The following is an 18,113-nucleotide window of genomic DNA, read 5'->3' as shown; positions in this document are numbered from 1 at the left end:
CGGGAGAGGGGCGGGGCGGTGCTTCCCGGCCCCCCGAACGACCTACGCGTTGTCGCCGCGGATCGCGGCGATGACCGCGTCGGTGACCTGGCGCGTGGTGGCGGTGCCGCCGAGGTCCGGCGTGTGCAGGCTCGGGTCGGCGGTGACGCGCTCGACCGCGCGCATCAGCCGGTCGGCCGCCGGCGCCTCGCCGAGATGCTCCAGCATCTGGCACGCGGTCCAGAAGGTGGCGATCGGGTTGGCGATGCCCTTGCCCGTGATGTCGAAGGCCGAGCCGTGGATCGGCTCGAACATCGACGGGTAGGTGCGCTCCGGGTTGATGTTGGCGGTCGGCGCGATGCCGAGCGAGCCGGCGAGCGCCGCGGCGAGGTCCGAGAGGATGTCGGCGTGGAGGTTGGTCGCGACGATGGTGTCGAGGGTCTGCGGCTTCATCGTCATGCGCATGGTCATGGCGTCGACCAGCATCTTGTCCCAGGTCACGTCGGGAAAGTCCCGGGCGACCTCCGCCGCGATCTCGTCCCACATCACCATGGCGTGGCGCTGGGCGTTCGACTTCGTCACCACGGTCAGGAGCTTGCGCGGGCGCGACTGCGCGAGCTTGAAGGCGTAGCGGATGATCCGGTCGACCCCGGAGCGGGTCATCATCGAGACGTCGGTGGCGACCTCGTTCGGATGGCCCTGGTGCACGCGCCCGCCGACGCCCGCATACTCGCCTTCCGAGTTCTCGCGCACGATCACCCAGTCGAGCTCCGGCCCCGACACGTGGCGCAGCGGCGAGGTGATGCCGGGCAGGATCCGGGTCGGGCGGACGTTGGCGTACTGGTCGAAGGGCTGGCAGATTGCGAGCCTGAGGCCCCAGAGCGTGATGTGGTCGGGCACGTCGGGCGCGCCGACGGCGCCGAAGAAGATCGCGTCGTGGTGGCGGATCTGGTCGCGCCCGTCGGCGGGCATCATCACGCCGTGGCGCTTGTAGTAGTCCGAGCCCCAGTCGAAGTGGTCGAACCGGAAATCGAAGCTGCCGGCCTTCTCGGCGAGCGCGTCGAGCACCTCGATGCCGGCGGCGATGACTTCGATGCCGATGCCGTCGGCGGGAATGGCGGCGATTCTGTAGGTGGTCATGACGGGTCTCCGTGGGATGCGGTGCGCGGATCGAGCGGGGTTCTAGCGCGCGGTGGCGCCGGCCGGCTCGGCCCGCCGCCCGGAACGGGCGACGACGAGCGTGAGGACGGCCGAGAGGACGAGGAGCGCCGCCACGAAGACCAGGCCGCCGGTGAAGCTGCCGGTGCGGTCCTTGATCCAGCCGATCGCCCAGGGGCCGACGAAGCCGCCGAGGTTGCCGATCGCGTTGATCGTGGCGATGCCCACCGCCGCGGCCGAGCCGGACAGGAACATCGTCGGCATCGCCCAGAGCGGGGGCTTGGCCGAGCTGATGCCGACGTTGACGAGGCTCAGGGCCGCGACGACCGCCAGCGTCGAGGCGGCGCCGCCGGCCAGCATCAGGCCGGCCGCCGCGACGAGGCAGGCGACGACCACGTGCCAGGTGCGCTCGCCGGTCCGGTCGGAATGGCGCGCCCACAGAATCATCGCGACCACCGCGATCGTCGGCGGCACGGCATTGAGGAAGCCGACCGCCAGCGTCGACAGGCCGAAGCTCCTGATGATCTGCGGCGCCCAGATGCCGAGCGTGTAGAGGCCGGCGGAGGTGCCGAGATAGATCAGCGCGAGCGCCAGCACGCGGATGTCGGTGATCCCGGCCATGAGGCCGTGCTTGGCGTGCACCCGCTTGCCGGCGCGCTCGGCGTCCATCTCCGCGACGAGCCAGGCGCGCTGGTCGTCGGCGAGCCACGTCGCCTTCTCGGGCCGGTCGGTGAGGTAGAACAGCACGACGACCCCGAGGATCACGGCCGGCACCGCCTCGACGATGAACATCCACTGCCAGCCGTGCAGGCCGAGGAGGCCCTCCATCTCCAAGAGCGCGCTGGAGAGCGGCGAGCCGAGCAGCACCGAGATCGGCGCCGCCGCCATGAACAGCGAGACCACCGCCGCGCGGTAGCGGGCCGGGAACCAGTAGGTCAGGTAGAGGATGATGCCGGGAAAGAACCCGGCTTCCGCCGCGCCGAGCAGGAAGCGCAGCACGTAGAAGCTGGTCTCGCCTTGGATGAAGGCGAAGGCGCCCGACAGCATCCCCCAGGTGATCATCACCCGGGCGATCCACAGGCGCGCGCCGACCTTGTCGAGGATGTAGTTCGAGGGCACCTCGAACAGGAAGTACCCGAAGAAGAACACCCCGGCGCCGAAGCCGAACACCGCCGAGGTGAAGCCGAGGTCCTTGTTCATCGTCAGGGCGGCGAAGCCGATGTTCACCCGGTCGATGAAGGCGACGAAGTACAGCAGGCAGATAAACGGCACCAGGCGCCACGCGACCCGGCGCATGGTCGCCTGCTCGAGCGAGCGGTCCATCGTGTCCTCCTCGGATGGGCTCCGGCGATCGAGTCGGTCTTCAGTGCCAACTTCCATGCAAGATGGCATGTGGTAAGATATTGCAGGCGGCCGCGTCAAGCCTGCATTGCAGCCTCCATGGAAGCTGATAGGCCTGCGCCGCGGTGGGAGGTCGTGATGGTTCGGGTGCGTGCGGAGAAGGCCGAGGAGGGCGACCGGCGTCCCTCCCTCGTCGACGACGCCTATGCGGCGATGAAGGAGGAGATCCGCGAATCGCGGTTTCCGCCCGGGTACCAGGCCTCCGAGCAGGAGATCGCGCTGCGCCTCGGCATGAGCCGGACGCCGGTCCACGAGGCCGCCATCCGCCTGCAGGAGGACGGCCTCGTCCGGATCCTGTCGCGCAAGGGCATCGTCATCTGCGCGCTGGCGCCGGCCGACATGCGCGAGATCTACGACGTGGTGATCGCGGTCGAGGGGCGGGCGGCGGCGCTGATCGCGGGCCTGCCGGAAGCGGAGCGCGAGGCGGCGGCGGCGCGGCTCGCCGCCGCCACCACCGCGATGGCCGAGGCCCGGGCGGCGGGCGACCACGCGGCCTGGGGCCATGCCGACGAGGATTTCCACCGCACCCTGGTCGAGCGCGCCGGCAATGGCCGCATGATCCGGATCAACCAGACGATCAACGACCAGTCGCACCGCGCCCGCATGCTGACGCTCAAGCTGCGCCGGGAGCTCGGAGCCTCGGTCGCCGAGCACGAGCGGATCGTCGCGGCGATCCGCCTCGGCGACGCCGCCGCGGCCCAGGAGCGCGCGCAGAGCCACCGCCTGCGCGCCCGCGACGAGCTGCTTCCGCTGCTCGAGAGCTTCGGGCTGAAGCACCTCTGACCCGAATGCGGCCGTGTCCCGGCGCCGTTCGGTCCCGCCGGGGACGGAGGCGGCGGTGGACGCCCGGTCTCACGCCGTCCTTCGCGCCACCGCCGGCCCCTCGTTTCGGCGCGGAAACGATGAGATCGGGACGCGTTGCTGTGCGTTAAGCGCTTTTTTACGGTCTTCGGAAAATCGAACCGAGCAATGACGCCTCATGGACGGTCGTTCGCGCGGAACAACTTCACGTTAAATATTGCGGTTCTATACATGCACCGTGGATTGCAGGCTCGGTGATCTCGGGCCTGGGTTGCGTGTGGAGATGTCGGATGCGTCGGGCCGTGTCGCGCGCGAGACCAGCGCTGGCTCGAAACCAGAGCGGCAACGTCGTCGTGATCTTCGCCCTGAGCCTGCCGTTGCTGCTCGGCGCCGGCGGGCTCGCGATCGACTACGGCAATGCCGTCCGCATCCGCGCCGTCGCGGCCAGCGTCGCGGACGCGACCGCGCTCCTCGTCGCCAACGCCGATACGGTCGCGGCGGCGGCCGAGGGTTTCCGCCTCGCCAACGCCCAGCTCACGTCCCGCCTCGGCACGGCCAATGCGGCGAACGGCTATCAGATCAACGGCACCTGGATCGACGGCGCGAACTATCGCGTGACCATCTCGACGACGCTTCGGACGAGCCTGCTGCACCTGCTGCCCGGCATGCCGCGCCAGATCACCGTCGCGACCGCGACCACGGTCAACCGCGTCGCCCCCGTCTACGAGACGGCTCCGCCGACGGTGAGCCAGCTGTCTCCCGATGCCGCCGACTACAATCGGATCTACATCTACTGCTATTCGTCCGACCCGGCCCGGCAGGCCTCCGCCGACAAGGGCCGCACGATCCCGGTGCCGATCGCCGACAACGCGACGCCGCCGTCGGACTATTCCAAGTACAAGGCCCCGACCTGCGGCGCCAACGAGGCGCCGTCCTACATGCTGCGGAACGTCCGGAACGGGCGCAGCAACAAGTCCGCCTGGGACGACCCCAATCAAGAGGTGTATCAATACTACACCGATACGATGATCGACACCGGACTGCGCGTTCAGACGATGGGCATGAAGGGCTATCGCGTCAATTCCAACGGCAGCATGACCACGGTCAACATGGTCTCGAACCCGATCCTCGAGACGATCGTCTGCGACAACCTGAGCCAATGCCGGAACAAGTCCAACGGCGGCATCCTGCCGAACAACAACACCACCCATACGCCGGCGACCTCCACCGCGAGCTGCAGCGAAGGGAAGTACATGTATTACGGGTGGGAGGATCGGCCGCCGAGCGCGGGAAGCGATCGCGACTACGACGACATCCGCATCGTCGTCTCCTGCCCAACCACGACGAAAGTCTCCGACAAGAAGCTCCGGATCGTGGAATAGGCGTTGTGTTCATGAACGCCCGCCCGACCCGTGAACCCCCTCCCCTGAGCCCGGGAATTGTCGTCGATCCGATCCGCCATCCTCGTCATCGGCAGCGGAAGACCGGCCCGGCCCTGCGTCGCTTCCCGGCGGCGCGCGATGGAGCCAGCGCCGTCGAGTTCGCGCTGGTCGCGATGCCGTTCATCGCCCTGCTGGCCATGGTCCTGCAAACGGCCCTGCTGATCTGGGCCTCGCGCGATCTTGACGATGCGCTGCAACGCGCCGGGCGGACGATCTACACGGGAGAATTCCAGACCTCGAACGCGGGTCAGAGCGACGCCGGCACCCTGCTCGCCGCCATGAAGACCGCGATCTGCGGCACCACCGCATCGCGCGTCGTCACCGTGTTCGATTGCGACACCCTGAAGCTCGACGTGGCCTTGGGCAGCTCGTTCGCCGGCAGCACGATCCCGACCCCGTTGGACACAAAGACGCGCGACTGGTCCAAGGGCTTCGGCTCGAACTATGCGTGCGCGCAGCCCGGATCGATCGTCGTCGTCACCGCGGCCGTCAAGCAACGCGTCGCGTTCGGCTTCCTCTACGCGAGCCTGCCGAGCTTCGGCGACGGCTCGCGCCTGCTTCAATCCACGGCGGTGTTTCGAACCGAACCCTATGACACGTCTTCCAGCAAGAGCTGCTAGGCCGAGGAACCGGGCGATGCTGCGGACGGCCGATCGGCCGGCATCGTCCTCCGCCTTCGGATCCGATGCCCGCGGCGTCTCGGCGATCGAGTTCGCGCTCGTTCTTCCGATCCTGCTGACGATCTCGCTCGGCATCTCGGAATTCGCGCGTGCGATCGACCATTACCGGAAGGTCACGCTCCTGGCGCGGACGGTCGCGGATCTCACCGCGCAGGGCGACGCCGCGACACCGATGGCGACCGCCACGATGACCGACATACTGGCCTCGGCCAAGCTCGTCCTCACGCCCTATGCCAGCGGCTCGGCCAGCATCGTGGTCAGCGCGCTCGGCGTGTACGCCGACGGCGGCGGCCAGCGTCCCAAGGTCTGCTCCAGCTACGCCACGAGCAACGGCACGGCCCGCGGGCTCGGGACGGCGGCCGACCTCACCGTTCCCGACGGCTTCCAGATCGGCGGCATGCGCTACGTGCTGGCCGAGGTGAGCGTTCCCTACGCGCCGCTGCTCGGCAGCAACCTGATCCGCTTCGTCGGCGGGGCCAACAACCAGTTCACGTTCAAGGCCAACGTGCCCTGGCCGGTCCGCGGCGGCCAGCCCGCCAAGTCGACCTACAACGAGGTCGTCATGCCCGGCGGCAAAGCCTGCACCTGACGAGGCTTGCACCTGAGCGCGCCTCGCCGATCTGCAAGGCGCGCGACAGCCGGCCCTTCGCGCGGGCGGGACCGCGCCGTCAGGCCCGGCCCATGCTGACCGAGAGCATCGCCGGGTCGATGCCGTTGCCGCGCAGCGCCCGGTCGTACTTTCCGGCGAGGTCGGCGTGGAAGATCAGGTCCGGGTCGGCCGGGCAGTTGAGCCAGCCGTTGGCCATGATCTCGCTCTCGAGCTGGCCCGCCTGCCAGCCGGCATAGCCGAGCGCCAGCACGGCGCTGGCCGGCCCGTCCCCCGCCGCGATCGCGCGCAGGATCTCGACGGTGGCGGTGAGGCAGATGCCGTCGTCGATGATCAGCGTCGACTGGTCGATGTGGAAGTCGTCGGTGTGGAGCACGAAGCCGCGCTTGCCCTCGACCGGGCCGCCCATCAGCACCGGCATGTGGCCGACCCGCTCGCGCAGGCGGATCGCGTCGGCCTCGCCCGCCACGTCGAGCTGCACCAGGAGGTCGGGCATCGACAGGTCGGTCACCGGCTTGTTGACGATGATGCCCATCGCGCCGTCGGCGGAGTGCGCGCAGACGTAGATGACGGAGCGGGCGAAGCGCGCATCCGTCATCCCCGGCATCGCCACGAGGAACTGGCCGTCGAGGTAGGCGGGATCGCCGGAATCGGGCATCGGTATCGAAGGCCTGGGCATCCGCGCATGCTACGCTCCGCCCCCCCGATGTCCAGCGGACAAAACGCCGTGCGGGTGTCGCCGGTCACGCGGGCGGGTCGCGCTCCGGCGTCGCCCGGTCCGGCAGCGCTCCCCGCCCTTGGGCGGTCGCCGGCGCCGAAGCGAGCACATGAGCGAGCACGCGCGCGCGCAGCAGCGGGTCGTCGATCCCCTGCCACAGGCGAAGCAGCTCCGCCGTGTCGCCGAGCGGGCCGCCGAGCGGGCAGGCGCGCGGGTCGTCGAAGGCGGAGACCGGGATCGCGAGGGACCGGGCGATCTCCGCCAGCCTGGCGGCCGCTCGGCCGGAACCTGCTACGGATTCGGAACCCATGCGCATCACCGATCGAATGATCGGAAATCAGTTTTACAGTCGGCCATGCGGTCAGCGTAACCGATCTACGTCCGACAAAAACTATCGGATGATGGCACGACAGCTCGATGTTTTCGGGCCGCGCGTCAAACCCGTATCGAGGACGGATGAATTCGCATCGCGATCTCGCGACGACGGTCGATGCCTGCATCGCGGCGCAGGCGGCGGTCGAGGCGGCGGGGACGCCGGAGATGCGGACCCTCGTCCGCATCCTCCTGTTCCGGCCCAGCCGGGAGCTGGCGCGCCTGGAGCGCGCGCGGGCGAAGGCGGTGCGCCGAGGCGCGCGGCCCGAACCGGCGACCGCATCCCGATCCCGCGGCGCCATCCCTGCGATCACCCTGGCGATCGCCCTTGCGCGCGCCGCCTCGCTCGACAGCCCCCGCGGGCCGCGCTACGTCACCGCCGATCCGAAGCGGCGCGATGCCGCGATGCGCGAGGAACGGTCCAACATGACGATTCAGGTCGGCGATCACCTGCCCCAGGCCACCTTCCGCATCACCGGCCCCGAGGGCCCCCTCGCCAAGACCACGGACGACGTGTTCAAGGGCCGCCGCGTCGTGCTGATCGGCGTGCCGGGCGCCTTCACCCCGAGCTGCCACCGCAACCACCTGCCGGGCTTCGTCAACAACAAGGACGCGATCCTCGCGCGCGGCGTCGACGCCATCGCGGTCACCTCGGTCAACGACGTGTTCGTGCTCGACGCGTGGTCGAAGGCCAGCGGCGCGGAAGGGCTCGAGTTCCTCGCCGACGGCAACGGCGACTTCGCCAAGGGCCTCGGCCTGGAGATGGACGGCAGCGGCTTCGGCCTCGGCATCCGCTCCAAGCGCTACGCGATGCTGGTCGAGGACGGCGTGGTGCGCGTCCTCAACGTCGAGGAATCGCCCTCGAAGGCCGAGACCTCGAGCGCCGAGGCGCTGCTCAAGGTGATCTGATCCCGGCGGGGACGCCCTTGGGAGGGCGCGCCGGCCGAGGCCGGACATGCGCCCTCGAATGGCCACCTTCCCGTTGCGAATTGCGGCCCGATCAACCTCAGGGGCCGCATGTCCTTCCTGCACGAACTGCCGATCGCCGACCTGATCGCGTCCTACGGCTACGTCGCGATCTTCGTCATCATCACCCTGGAGAGCGCCGGCGTGCCGATGCCGGGCGAGACCGTGCTGATCTCCTCGGCCGTCTATGCCGGCAGCACCGGCAACCTCAACATCGCGCTGATCATCGCCGCCGCGGCCGCCGCCGCGATCATCGGCGACAACCTCGGCTACTGGGTCGGCCGGCGCTGGGGCATGCCGCTGCTGCTGCGCTACGGCCGCATGATCGCCCTCGACCACGGCCGGCTCAAGCTCGGGCAGTACCTGTTCCGCGAGCACGGCGGGAAGATCGTGTTCTTCGGCCGCTTCACCGCGATGCTGCGCGCCTACGCGGCACTGCTCGCCGGGGTGAACCGGCTCGATGCCCGCCGCTTCATGCTGTTCAACGGGCTCGGCGGCCTCGCCTGGGCGACCAGCATGGGGCTGGGCTCCTACTATTGCGGCCGCTCGATCGAGCAGATCGCCGGCCCCGTCGGGCTGGCGCTGCTGGCCCTGGTGATCTTCGGCGGCCTGGCCCTGTGGCTGTTCGTGCGCCGCCACGAGACGCGGCTGCTCGCCGAAGCCGAGCGCGCGATCCCCGGCCCGCTCGCCTGAGCGGCGCGGGTCCTCCCCCCTCAGCGGCGGGTCTTGAACGGCGCCATCGCGGCCACCGCCAGCGCGTCGACGCGGTTGTTCAGCGGGTCGCTGGCGTGGCCCTTGACCCAGTGCCACTCGACCGTGTGGCGGGTGCGCGCCGCGTCGATGCGGCGCCACAGGTCCTCGTTCTTCACCGGCTTCTTGTCGGCGGTGCGCCAGCCCCGCGCCTTCCAGCCGTGGATCCAGCTGGTGACGCCCTGGCGCAGGTACTGCAAGTCGGTGAACACGTCGACGCGGCAGGGGCGCTTGAGCGTCTCCAGCGCCTCGATCGCGGCGAGCAGCTCCATGCGGTTGTTGGTGGTGTGCGCCTCGCCCCCCGAGATCTCGCGGCGCGTGTCGCCGTAGATCAGGATCGCGCCCCAGCCGCCGGGGCCGGGATTCCCCGAGCAGGCCCCGTCCGTGTAGATCTTGACCCGGGTGGGGGCCGCGTCGGTCGCCGCCTCGCTCATCGCGACCATCCGTAGGCCGAGGCGTCCGCGGCCTGCCGGTGGAAGCTCAGGCGGCGGTCGTACTCGCGCGGGTCCTTCGGCTGCACCAGGGCGCCGGGCGGCACGTTCAGCCAGTCGACCAGCCGCGTCAGCATGAACCGCAGCGCCGCGCCGCGGCACAGGATCGGCAGGGCCTCGATCTCGGCGGCCTCCAGCGGGCGCACCGCCTCGTAGCCGGCGATCAGCGCCGCGCCCATGTCGCGGTGGTAGGTGCCCTCAGGAGAGAAGCACCACGCGTTGAGGCAGATCGCGAGGTCGTAGGCGAAGGCGTCGGTGCAGGCGAAGTAGAAGTCGATCAGCCCCGACAATCCGTCGCCGATGAAGAACACGTTGTCGGTGAAGAGATCCGCGTGGATCACCCCGCCGGGCAGGTTCGCCGGCCAGCGCGCCTCGAGCAGGGCGAGGTCGTCGCGGGTGCGCGCGGCGAGCCCGGGCGCGACGCCGTCGGCCTGGCGCTCGGCCTGGTCGAACAGCCCCCGCCAGGCGCCGACCGAGAGGCTGTTGTCGCGACGCATGCCGAAATCGGCGCCCGCCGCATGGAGCCGGGCCAGGGCGCGTCCGAGCTCGGCACAGTGATGCGCGGTCGGCGCCTTCACCGAGACCCCGTCGAGGAAGCTGACGATCGCCGCCGGGCGGTCGCACAGGGTGCCGAGCGCCGTGCCGTCGCGGTTGCGGATCGGCTGCGGGCAGGCCAGCCCGCGGCTCGCCAGGTGCTCCATCAGGCCGATGAAGAACGGCAGGTCGCCGGCCCGCACCCGCTTCTCGTACAGGGTGAGGATGTAGGCGCCGCCGGTGGTGTGCAGGAAGAAGTTGGTGTTCTCGACCCCTTCCGCGATGCCCTTGTAGGAGAGCAGCCCGCCGATCTCGTAATCGGCGAGGAAGTCGGTCAAAGCCGCGTCGGATACCTCGGTGTAGACGGCCACGGCGCTTCTTTTCTACGGATCTTCAGATCAATCGGCACGCGACGATGTTCCCCGCCGGCCCGAGCCGGCGAGACGGGCGGGCGATGGCACCCGCCGCCCAAAGTCGCAGAGAACCTACTCGGCGGCTTCGCTGCGCAGCTCGCGCGGCAGCGGGAAGACCATGTCCTCGACCACGGTCTGCACCGTGTCGACCGTCACCGTGTAGCGGGCGGCGAAGGCGTCGATGATCTCCTCGACCAGCACCTCGGGTGCCGAGGCGCCGGCGGTGAGGCCGAGCTTGGTGATGCCCTCGAAGGCGGGCCAGTCGATCTCCTCGGCGCGGAGCACGAGGCGGGTGATCGGGCAGCCGACGCGCTCGGCGACCTCGCGCAGGCGCTGCGAGTTCGAGGAGTTCGAGGAGCCGACGACGATCAGCGCGTCGACCAGCGGCGCGATCTGCTTCACCGCCTCCTGACGGTTGGTGGTGGCGTAGCAGATGTCGTCCTTGTGCGGCCCGGTGATGGTCGGGAACTTCGCCTTCAGGGCCGCGACGATGTGCAGGGTGTCGTCGACCGACAGCGTCGTCTGGGTGACCCAGGCGAGGTTGTTCGGGTTCTCGGGCTCGAGCGCGGCGATCTGCTCGAGGTCCTCGACCAGGGTGATCGAGCCCTTGGGCAGCTGGCCCATGGTGCCGACGACCTCCGGGTGGCCGGAATGGCCGACGAGGAGCACGTGGCGGCCGCGCTTGTGGTGGATCTCGGCCTCGCGGTGGACCTTGGTCACCAGCGGGCAGGTGGCGTCGATGGTGATCAGGCCGCGGGTGTCGGCGTTGGCCGGCACGGTCTTGGCCACGCCGTGGGCGGAGAAGATCACCGGCGCCTCGCCGTCGGGGACCTCGTCGAGCTCGCGCACGAACACCGCGCCTTTGCGCTTCAGGCTCTCGACCACGTACTTGTTGTGCACGATCTCGTGGCGGACGTAGACCGGCGGCCCGTAGATCGCGAGCGCGCGCTCGACCACGTCGATCGCCCGCACCACGCCGGCGCAGAAGCCGCGGGGGGCCGCGAGCAGGATCTCCAGCGGCGGCTTTGCGGCCGTTGCGGTGGCCCCGTCCGAGGCGGTGTCGAGATTCGTGATGGCGCTCATGATCCGGGATGTGGCGAGGAGGGGCCCGCCCTGTCAACCGGGCGGCCGCGGCAAACCCGCCGCGTGGGCACGCGCTATAGCACGTTTGCCGGCGCGGGTGACCCCCGGAACCGGCGTTCGTCGAAGGGTGGGGATTCGGGGGCGCTGCGCGGTTCGCGTCGGGGTTCAGGTCCCGGCGCCGACGAGTCGCGCCTTGGCGGCCGAGGCGAGAAAGCCGGACCGGGTCTCGCCGGCCGAGGCGGCCGCGCGATCGATCCGCTTCAGCAGATTCTCCTCGACCGAGATGTTCACCCGCACGGCGCGCCCGGGGAGGTCGACGTCGAGGACAGCGACGATCGCATCGGCGCTGTCCTCCCGGAACACGCGATCGCGGCGCAGCGCGTCGAGCGAGCGGATGCCGGGGATCGGCTCGCCATCCTCGGCCAGGCCGCCGACATGGAAGGCCAGCATCTCGGCCGCCTTCACGTAGAGCGTGTCGAGGTCGTCCGCGCCGGTGGTGGCGCCGGGGAAATCGGGGAACGAGGCGCCGTAGTTTCCGGCCTCGCCGTGGATCAGCATGACGACACGGGCCATGGGCGGTGCTTCCCGTCGGGCCGACGATCCGGCCTCGTCCTCGAAGGGCGGAGGCGTCACCACGCCCACCCGGCTTGCCGATACACGCTTCGCAGCGGGCCGATCGCCTGCTCGCGCCGACCGGCATCCACCGTCACCCGTCCTGGCCTGGTCGGATGCTTGAGCTGGACATGGTCGCCCGGGCCCTTCCGTGCGATCCCCCATCCGTCGGCTTCGAGGGCGGCCAGCAGGTCGCGGGTCTTCGAGAGGCGGACGCGAGGCGGCATGGCGATCCCGTCCGGGTCGCTCGCTGCGGCCGCAGAGCGGTCGATCCGCGGGCCTGCAATCCGGATTATAAGCGTCGCCCGTCGTTGCGCAAGCTTGTGTATGGCAAGCGCGCGTGCGGACGGCGCGATCGGCAGCGCGCGCCTGCCGTCCGACCTTCGTGACCGCGCGTCCCGCATCCGGGACGCGACCGCCGCCCCCTCCGGCCCCGCCTCAGGCGGCGCGGAGCGAAGCCAGCATGCGGCTCATCTCGGCGTTGAGGTGCTCGGACTGGCGCGACAGCTCGGTGGCGGAGGTCAGCACCTGCGAGGCCGCGGCGCCGGTCTCGTCGGCCGCCGCCGCGAGCCCGCCGATGTTGGCCGTCACCGCCCCCGTCCCGGAGGCCGCCTCGCCGACGTTGCGCACGATCTCCTGGGTCGCCGCGCCCTGCTCCTCCACCGCCGCCGCGATCGAGGCCGACACCCCGGAGATCTCCCGGATCCGTCCCGCGATCGCGTCGATCGCCGCGACCGCCTGGCGGGTCGAGTCCTGGATCCGCCCGATCTGGCTGCCGATCTCGCCGGTGGCCCGCGCCGTCTGCGCGGCGAGCTCCTTCACCTCGGCCGCTACCACCGCGAAGCCGCGGCCGGCCTCGCCGGCGCGCGCCGCCTCGATCGTGGCGTTCAGGGCGAGCAGGTTGGTCTGCCCGGCGATCGACGAGATCATCGCCACCACGTCGCCGATCCGGGCCGCCGCCTCGCTCAGGTCCTGCACCACGGCCGCCGTCTGCGCCGCCTCGGCCACCGCCCCCTGCGCCAGCGCCGAGGAGCCGCCGACCTGCCGCCCGATCTCCAGCACCGACGAGCCGAGCTCCTCGGCCGCCGCCGCCACCGTGTTGACGTTCGAGGCCGCCTCCTCGGCGGCCATCGCCACCGTCGTCGACTGCGATGCCGTCTGCGTCGCGGTCGCCGTCATGCTCTGCGCCGTCGCCTGCAGCTCGGTCGCCGCCGCGGTCACCGTCGCGACGATGCCGCCGACCGAGCGCTCGAAGGTGTCGGCCATCTGCCGCATCGCGGCCTTGCGCTGCGCCTCCGCGCCGGCCCGCGCCAGGGCGGTCTCGCTCTCCAGCGCCCGCATGCGCAGCAGCGCAGCCTTGAACACCTGCACCGCGTCGGCGATGCGGCCCATCTCGGTGCGCGTGCCCTGGAGCGGGATCGCGGTCTCGAGGTCGCCCTCGGCCAGGGCCTGCATCGGCCGGACGACGCGGTCGATCCCGCGGCCGATGCCGGCGATCAGCAGCACGGCCATCGCGACCGCCAGGGCCAGGGCCGTCCCGAGGGCCGCGACCATCCAGAACCGGGTGCGCGCGACGGATGCCGCGGCGGACGCTTCCGCGCGCGCGGCGCCCTCCGTGTTGAGGGCGATGATCCTCTCCAGGGCGATCGAGGCGTTGCGGCGCGCGCCGATCCCCTTGCTCTGGTAGGCGAGCAGCGCCTCGGCCTTCTCGCCGGCGCGGGAATGGGCGAGGATCGGCGCCTCGGTGGCGGTGAAGGCGCCCCACTCGCGCAGGAAGCTCTCGTACAGCGCCCGCTCCTCGGGCTGCGCGATGCCGCGCGCGTAGGCGGCCATCCCGGTCTCGATCGCCTGGCCGCGCTGGGCGATGTCGCCCTCGATGGCGGCCAGCGCCTTCGGCTCGGTGGTGAGCATGTGCCGCAGCAGGCTGGTGGTGTACCGCCCGGTCAGCGCGTCGAGGGCGCCGGCGTCGCGGACGTTCGGCAGCCACCGCGTCTGCACGTCGACCAGCCGTTCCTCGACCGTCGCGATGCCGGACAGGCCGGCGAGCCCGAGCCCGAGCACGAACAGGGTCAGCGTCGCGAAGGCGGCGACGAGCCGCGTGCGGATCGAAACATTTCTCAGGGACACGCGCGACTCCGGGAATAAAGTCTTCATGGGCTTCGGCGCCCGAACATTTGCTCGCAATAAAGTATAGGTGGCCCGCGTTAAGGAATACAAAAGCGCAACCCCGATCCGTGCCCGACGCCCGGGGGACGGCGTTCCGCGCCGGCCGTTCCGGCGGGCCCGCGCGCCGCCGCGGGCCGGCCGGGTGACGAACGGCACCCGCAAGGCCCTCGCGCCTCCGCGCCGTCCGCGGTAAGGGCAGGACGTCCCGTCCTCGCGATCAGGCGCTTCATGGCGAGCCCGGCCGAACATGCGAGCTTCCTGCCGCCGGTGCTGACGTTCCTGTCGGCGGCGGTGATCGGCGTGCCGATCTTCCGGCTGCTCGGGCAGAGCGCGGTGCTGGGCTACCTCGTCGCCGGGGTGCTGATCGGCCCGTCCGGCCTGTCGCTGATCGCCGAGCCCGAGACGGCGGCGAGCGTCGCCGAGATCGGCGTGGTGCTGCTGCTGTTCATCGTCGGGCTCGAATTGCACCTGTCGCAGCTCGTCTCGATGCGCCGCGACATCTTCGGGCTCGGCACGGCGCAGCTCGTCGTCTGCGCGATCGTGCTCGGGGGCCTCGGCGTGCTGCTCGGCGCGGCGCCCAGCGCCAGCGGCATCATCGGCATCACGCTGGCGCTCTCGGCCACCGCGGTGGCGCTGCAGCTCCTGGAGGAGCGCGGCGACCTCGGCACCGCCTACGGCAGCCGCGCCTTCGCGGTGCTGCTGTTCCAGGACATCGCCGTCGTCGGCATCCTGGCGCTGATGCCGCTCCTGGCATCGGCCGGCGGCGGCAGCCGCGCGCCCTGGCTCGGGGACGCGGCGCTCTCCACCGGCAAGGCGCTGGCGGCGATCGTCGCCGTGGTGCTCGTCGGCCGCTACGGCCTGAACCGCTTCTTCCGCCTGCTCGCCGCGAGCGGCGCCCGCGAGGTGATGACGGCGGCGGCCCTCCTGGTGGTGCTCGGCACCGCGCTGCTGATGGCCGAGGTCGGCCTGTCGATGGCGATGGGCGCGTTCCTGGCCGGCATCCTGCTGTCGGAATCGAACTTCCGCCACCAGCTCGAGGCCGACATCGAGCCGTTCCGCGGCATGCTGCTCGGCCTGTTCTTCATGAGCGTCGGCATGTCGATCGACGGCGGGCTGGTGCGCGCGGTCTGGCCGCTGCTGTTCGGGGCGACCTTCGCGGCGATCCTGGTCAAGGTCGCGCTGGTGGCCGGGCTGTTCCGCCTGTTCGGCTCGACCTGGCTCGACGCGGTGCGCGGCGCCGCGATCCTGGCGCCGGCCGGCGAGTTCGCCTTCGTGCTGCTGCCGCTCGCCGGCTCGCTGGGCTTGACCGACGCCACCGCCACGCGCTTCGCGGTGGCGCTCGCCGCCCTCACCATGCTGATCGGCCCGGTGGCGGCCAAGGGCCTCGACAAGGCGCTCGACCTCGCCCGCGCCCGCCGCGGCGGCGAGGCGCTGCCGGCCACCGACGTGGTCGAGAGCGCCGAGGCCCGCGTCCTGGTGATCGGCTTCGGCCGGTTCGGGCAGATCCTGACGCAGGTGCTGCTCGCCGAGGGCATCGGCGTCACGGTGATCGACAAGGACGTCGAGCAGATCCGCTCGGCCTCGCGCTTCGGCTTCCGGATCTACTACGGCGACGGCACCCGCCTCGACGTGCTGCGCGCCGCCGGCATCGGCCGGGTCGACCTGGTGTGCCTGTGCATCGACGACGCCGAGGCGGCGCTGAAGATCGTCGACATCGTCCACGAGGAGTTCGAGTCGGTCCGCACCTACGTCCGCGCCTACGACCGGATGCACGCCGTCGAGCTGATGAACCGCGACGTCGACTTCCACATCCGCGAGACCGCCGAATCCGCCCTGGTGTTCGGCCGCGCGACGCTGGAGGGCCTCGGGCTGTCCGCCGACGCCGCCGCCGCGCGGGTCGAGGACGTGCGCAAGCGCGACGTCGCCCGCCTCGTGCTGCAGCAGGCCGGGGCGCTCCCCGAGGGCGGCGGCTGGCTGCGCGGCATCGGCGTGCCCGAGATGAAGCCCGAGCCGCTCACCGCCCCGCAGCGCCCGGCCCGCGCGCTCTCGGCCGAGACCCGCGACATCATCGGCAACGACCGCCGCGAGGCCACCGGCCGCCGGTCGACACCGCCGAGCGGGAGGCCGAGCGCGAGGCCGAGGCCGCGGCGCAGGCGGAGGCGGACGCCCAGGCCGCGCGCGCGATCCGCACGCCGGCGATGGAGGTCCAGAGCGGTGAGCGGTGAGGCGGACGCCGCCCTTCCCCCTCCCCCTGAAGCGGGGAAAGGTCCCCCCCGCAGCAGGGGGAGAGAGCGGAGCGCGTCGTCCCGAGACGGCGCTCCCCTCTCACGGCCCTCGCCGACGCGAGCCCCTCCCTCCCCCGCTTCGGGGGGAGGGAAGACTGTGCCACCCGATGCCGGCCGCTTCGTCACCGGCTCGATCCTGCGCCACGTGGTGGTGATGAGCGCCACCGGCTCGATCGGCCTGATGGCGGTGTTCGTCGTCGACCTGCTGTCGCTGCTCTACGTGTCGAAGCTCGGCGACACCGACCTCACCGCCGCGGTCGGCTTCGCCGCGATCGTCCAGTTCTTCGCCATCGCCATCAACATCGGCCTGATGATCGCCGCCGGCGCCCTGGTCAGCCGCGCGATCGGCGCCGGCGACCGGGACGGCGCGCGGCGGATCGCGACCTCGTCGACGCTGCTCGGGCTCGCCGCCTCCGCCCTCCTCGTGGCGCTGCTGCTGCCGCTGTCGGACCCGCTGCTGCGGGCGATCGGCGCGGAGGGCGAGACGCTGACCGTGGCCGAGCGCTTCCTCTGGATCGCCCTGCCCTCGAACGTGCTGATGGGCCCGGGGATGATGTTCTCCGGGCTGCTGCGCGCGGTCGGCGCCGCGCGCCAGGCGATGTTCGTGACGCTCGGCGGCGCGCTGGTGACGGTGGGGCTCGATCCGCTGCTGATCTTCGGGGCCGGGCTCGGGGTCGACGGGGCGGCGATCACCACCTGCGTGGCGCGCGCCACCTTCGCGCTGATCGGCTGGCACGGGGTGCGCCAGCACCGGATGCTGGCGCCCGCGAGCCTCGCGGCGACGGTCGCCGACGCGCCGCTGGTGTTCCGGATCGCGCTGCCGGCGGTGCTCACCAACCTCGCGCCGTCGGTGGCGAGCGCCTTCCTCGCCCACGTGCTGGCCCGCTACGGCGCGGTGGCGGTGGCGGCCAACGTGGTGATCGACCGGCTCACCCCGGTGGCCTTCGGCGGGCTGTTCGCCCTGTCGGGCTCGATCGGCCCGATCCTCGGCCAGAACTGGGGCGCCCGCCGCTTCGACCGGATGCGCGGCGTGCTCCGCGACGGCGCGCTCGTGACCTTCCTCTACGTGGCGGTGGTGTGGGCCGCCCTGGTGCTCGCCCGCGGCCCGCTGATGCGGCTGTTCGCGCTCGACGGGGTCGCCGCCGACCTGTTCGGCTTCTTCTGCCTCGTCAGCGGCGGGGTGTGGTTCTTCAACGGCCTGCTGTTCCTGGCCAACGCCGCGTTCAACAACCTCGGCTTCCCGTTCCGCTCGACCCTGCTCAACTGGGGCCGGGCGACGCTGGGCACGATGCCGCCGGCGCTCGCGGGTGCCGCCCTGTACGGGCCGCGCGGGGTTCTCGCCGGCGTCGGCATCGGCTCGCTCGCCTTCGGGCTGGCCGGCATCCTGATGGCCGCCCGCACGGTCACGCTGCTCGAGCGCGACGTCGTGGTGCCGGCGCGCGCGCCCGATCCCGAGGCGAGCGTCGCCGCTGGCCCGGCCCATGGCGGCGCGCTGGTGTAGCGCGCCGCGTCGCGTCGGCGGGCGCGACATCCCCGGCATCCCGGCCGCGACGCGATCCCCGGTGGATGCGCGGCACCGATCGCGCCGGGACGCGCCCGAACGTTGGCCGGCAACTGGCCAGCGGCGTCGATAAGGGTCTAGACTTGGAACGCGC

Annotated in this window: 17 protein-coding genes and 1 pseudogene; 8 read left to right on the top strand and 10 right to left on the bottom strand. The window is 71.4% G+C overall.

The annotated features are described in order from the left end of the window. Positions 1-42 precede the first annotated feature (42 nt). Both MKK68_RS06865 and MKK68_RS06860 read right to left on the bottom strand, forming a co-directional pair. On the bottom strand, positions 43-1,119 hold the full coding sequence (locus MKK68_RS06865; protein ID WP_147727964.1) for a tartrate dehydrogenase: 1,077 nt from the start codon (positions 1,117-1,119) through the stop codon (positions 43-45). A 42-nt stretch (positions 1,120-1,161) separates the two neighbouring features. Continuing rightward, positions 1,162-2,460: an MFS transporter gene (locus tag MKK68_RS06860; protein WP_244029459.1), complete on the bottom strand. Its 1,299-nt coding sequence runs from the start codon at positions 2,458-2,460 to the stop codon at positions 1,162-1,164. A 156-nt stretch (positions 2,461-2,616) separates the two neighbouring features. Here MKK68_RS06860 and MKK68_RS06855 point away from each other — a divergent pair, with 156 nt between their 5' ends. From MKK68_RS06855 to MKK68_RS06840, 4 genes are all read left to right on the top strand, one after another. After that, a complete protein-coding gene (locus MKK68_RS06855; RefSeq protein WP_147859472.1) occupies positions 2,617-3,321 on the top strand; it encodes a GntR family transcriptional regulator in 705 nt (234 codons plus the stop codon). Between the two features lie 308 nt (positions 3,322-3,629). Further along, positions 3,630-4,721 carry a pilus assembly protein TadG-related protein gene (locus tag MKK68_RS06850; protein ID WP_147729039.1) on the top strand — a complete coding sequence of 364 codons (1,092 nt, stop codon included), beginning with the start codon at positions 3,630-3,632 and terminating at the stop codon, positions 4,719-4,721. A gap of 11 nt (positions 4,722-4,732) precedes the next feature. Continuing rightward, complete coding sequence (locus MKK68_RS06845; protein ID WP_147729038.1) at positions 4,733-5,401, top strand: TadE/TadG family type IV pilus assembly protein; 669 nt, start codon at positions 4,733-4,735, stop codon at positions 5,399-5,401. Positions 5,402-5,417: 16 nt separating this feature from the next. Then, a complete protein-coding gene (locus MKK68_RS06840; protein WP_147729037.1) occupies positions 5,418-6,050 on the top strand; it encodes a TadE/TadG family type IV pilus assembly protein in 633 nt (210 codons plus the stop codon). 79 nt (positions 6,051-6,129) lie between these two features. On the opposite strand, the gene MKK68_RS06835 is transcribed toward MKK68_RS06840, so the two are convergent. Beyond that, positions 6,130-6,747 carry a YqgE/AlgH family protein gene (locus tag MKK68_RS06835; protein WP_187274848.1) on the bottom strand — a complete coding sequence of 206 codons (618 nt, stop codon included), beginning with the start codon at positions 6,745-6,747 and terminating at the stop codon, positions 6,130-6,132. A gap of 64 nt (positions 6,748-6,811) precedes the next feature. Beyond that, positions 6,812-7,096: a hypothetical protein gene (locus tag MKK68_RS06830; protein ID WP_147859474.1), complete on the bottom strand. Its 285-nt coding sequence runs from the start codon at positions 7,094-7,096 to the stop codon at positions 6,812-6,814. Between the two features lie 488 nt (positions 7,097-7,584). Here MKK68_RS06830 and MKK68_RS06825 point away from each other — a divergent pair, with 488 nt between their 5' ends. Together MKK68_RS06825 and MKK68_RS06820 are read left to right on the top strand one after the other, a co-directional pair. After that, positions 7,585-8,067: a peroxiredoxin gene (locus tag MKK68_RS06825; RefSeq protein WP_147728447.1), complete on the top strand. Its 483-nt coding sequence runs from the start codon at positions 7,585-7,587 to the stop codon at positions 8,065-8,067. Positions 8,068-8,175: 108 nt separating this feature from the next. Beyond that, a complete protein-coding gene (locus MKK68_RS06820) occupies positions 8,176-8,817 on the top strand; it encodes a DedA family protein (RefSeq protein ID WP_147728441.1) in 642 nt (213 codons plus the stop codon). A 20-nt stretch (positions 8,818-8,837) separates the two neighbouring features. Here the strand turns inward: MKK68_RS06820 and rnhA are convergent, their stop codons facing one another. The 6 genes from rnhA to MKK68_RS06790 all read right to left on the bottom strand — a co-directional run bounded on the left by rnhA (position 8,838) and on the right by MKK68_RS06790 (position 14,134). Continuing rightward, positions 8,838-9,308 (bottom strand): ribonuclease HI, encoded by a 471-nt coding sequence (gene rnhA / locus MKK68_RS06815; protein WP_244029457.1) that lies wholly within the window; start codon positions 9,306-9,308, stop codon positions 8,838-8,840. Next, complete coding sequence (locus MKK68_RS06810) at positions 9,305-10,270, bottom strand: homoserine kinase (RefSeq protein ID WP_147728443.1); 966 nt, start codon at positions 10,268-10,270, stop codon at positions 9,305-9,307. The genes rnhA and MKK68_RS06810 overlap by 4 nt, the downstream gene beginning before the upstream one ends. 114 nt (positions 10,271-10,384) lie before the next feature. Next, positions 10,385-11,395 (bottom strand): 4-hydroxy-3-methylbut-2-enyl diphosphate reductase, encoded by a 1,011-nt coding sequence (gene ispH / locus MKK68_RS06805; protein ID WP_243931827.1) that lies wholly within the window; start codon positions 11,393-11,395, stop codon positions 10,385-10,387. A 165-nt stretch (positions 11,396-11,560) separates the two neighbouring features. Further along, on the bottom strand, positions 11,561-11,968 hold the full coding sequence (locus MKK68_RS06800) for a type II toxin-antitoxin system HicB family antitoxin (RefSeq protein ID WP_243931825.1): 408 nt from the start codon (positions 11,966-11,968) through the stop codon (positions 11,561-11,563). A gap of 56 nt (positions 11,969-12,024) precedes the next feature. After that, complete coding sequence (locus tag MKK68_RS06795) at positions 12,025-12,234, bottom strand: type II toxin-antitoxin system HicA family toxin (RefSeq protein ID WP_243938135.1); 210 nt, start codon at positions 12,232-12,234, stop codon at positions 12,025-12,027. Positions 12,235-12,445: 211 nt separating this feature from the next. After that, positions 12,446-14,134, bottom strand: coding sequence for a methyl-accepting chemotaxis protein (locus MKK68_RS06790; protein WP_244029455.1), 1,689 nt, complete (start codon positions 14,132-14,134; stop codon positions 12,446-12,448). 267 nt (positions 14,135-14,401) lie between these two features. Between MKK68_RS06790 and MKK68_RS29890 the strand changes: the two are divergent. Further along, a pseudogene (locus tag MKK68_RS29890) lies at positions 14,402-16,306 on the top strand (monovalent cation:proton antiporter-2 (CPA2) family protein); the annotation flags it as partial. A gap of 249 nt (positions 16,307-16,555) precedes the next feature. After that, positions 16,556-17,959 carry an MATE family efflux transporter gene (locus MKK68_RS29885; protein WP_409567187.1) on the top strand — a complete coding sequence of 468 codons (1,404 nt, stop codon included), beginning with the start codon at positions 16,556-16,558 and terminating at the stop codon, positions 17,957-17,959. Positions 17,960-18,113 lie beyond the last annotated feature (154 nt).

Source organism: Methylobacterium sp. E-016 (assembly GCF_022829745.1).
GTDB lineage: Bacteria > Pseudomonadota > Alphaproteobacteria > Rhizobiales > Beijerinckiaceae > Methylobacterium.
This window is presented reverse-complemented; position numbering and strand designations above follow the sequence as displayed.

Coding starts and splice junctions, on each gene's coding strand:
- MKK68_RS06830 (WP_147859474.1), bottom strand. CDS start 7,096: ATGGGTTCCGAATCCGTAGCAGGTTCCGGCCGAGCGGCCGCCAGGCTG.
- MKK68_RS06825 (WP_147728447.1), top strand. CDS start 7,585: ATGACGATTCAGGTCGGCGATCACCTGCCCCAGGCCACCTTCCGCATC.
- ispH (WP_243931827.1), bottom strand. CDS start 11,395: ATGAGCGCCATCACGAATCTCGACACCGCCTCGGACGGGGCCACCGCA.
- MKK68_RS06800 (WP_243931825.1), bottom strand. CDS start 11,968: ATGGCCCGTGTCGTCATGCTGATCCACGGCGAGGCCGGAAACTACGGC.
- MKK68_RS06835 (WP_187274848.1), bottom strand. CDS start 6,747: ATGCCCAGGCCTTCGATACCGATGCCCGATTCCGGCGATCCCGCCTAC.
- MKK68_RS06820 (WP_147728441.1), top strand. CDS start 8,176: ATGTCCTTCCTGCACGAACTGCCGATCGCCGACCTGATCGCGTCCTAC.
- MKK68_RS06850 (WP_147729039.1), top strand. CDS start 3,630: ATGCGTCGGGCCGTGTCGCGCGCGAGACCAGCGCTGGCTCGAAACCAG.
- MKK68_RS06795 (WP_243938135.1), bottom strand. CDS start 12,234: ATGCCGCCTCGCGTCCGCCTCTCGAAGACCCGCGACCTGCTGGCCGCC.
- MKK68_RS06840 (WP_147729037.1), top strand. CDS start 5,418: ATGCTGCGGACGGCCGATCGGCCGGCATCGTCCTCCGCCTTCGGATCC.
- MKK68_RS06865 (WP_147727964.1), bottom strand. CDS start 1,119: ATGACCACCTACAGAATCGCCGCCATTCCCGCCGACGGCATCGGCATC.
- MKK68_RS06855 (WP_147859472.1), top strand. CDS start 2,617: ATGGTTCGGGTGCGTGCGGAGAAGGCCGAGGAGGGCGACCGGCGTCCC.
- MKK68_RS06860 (WP_244029459.1), bottom strand. CDS start 2,460: ATGGACCGCTCGCTCGAGCAGGCGACCATGCGCCGGGTCGCGTGGCGC.
- rnhA (WP_244029457.1), bottom strand. CDS start 9,308: ATGAGCGAGGCGGCGACCGACGCGGCCCCCACCCGGGTCAAGATCTAC.
- MKK68_RS06845 (WP_147729038.1), top strand. CDS start 4,733: ATGAACGCCCGCCCGACCCGTGAACCCCCTCCCCTGAGCCCGGGAATT.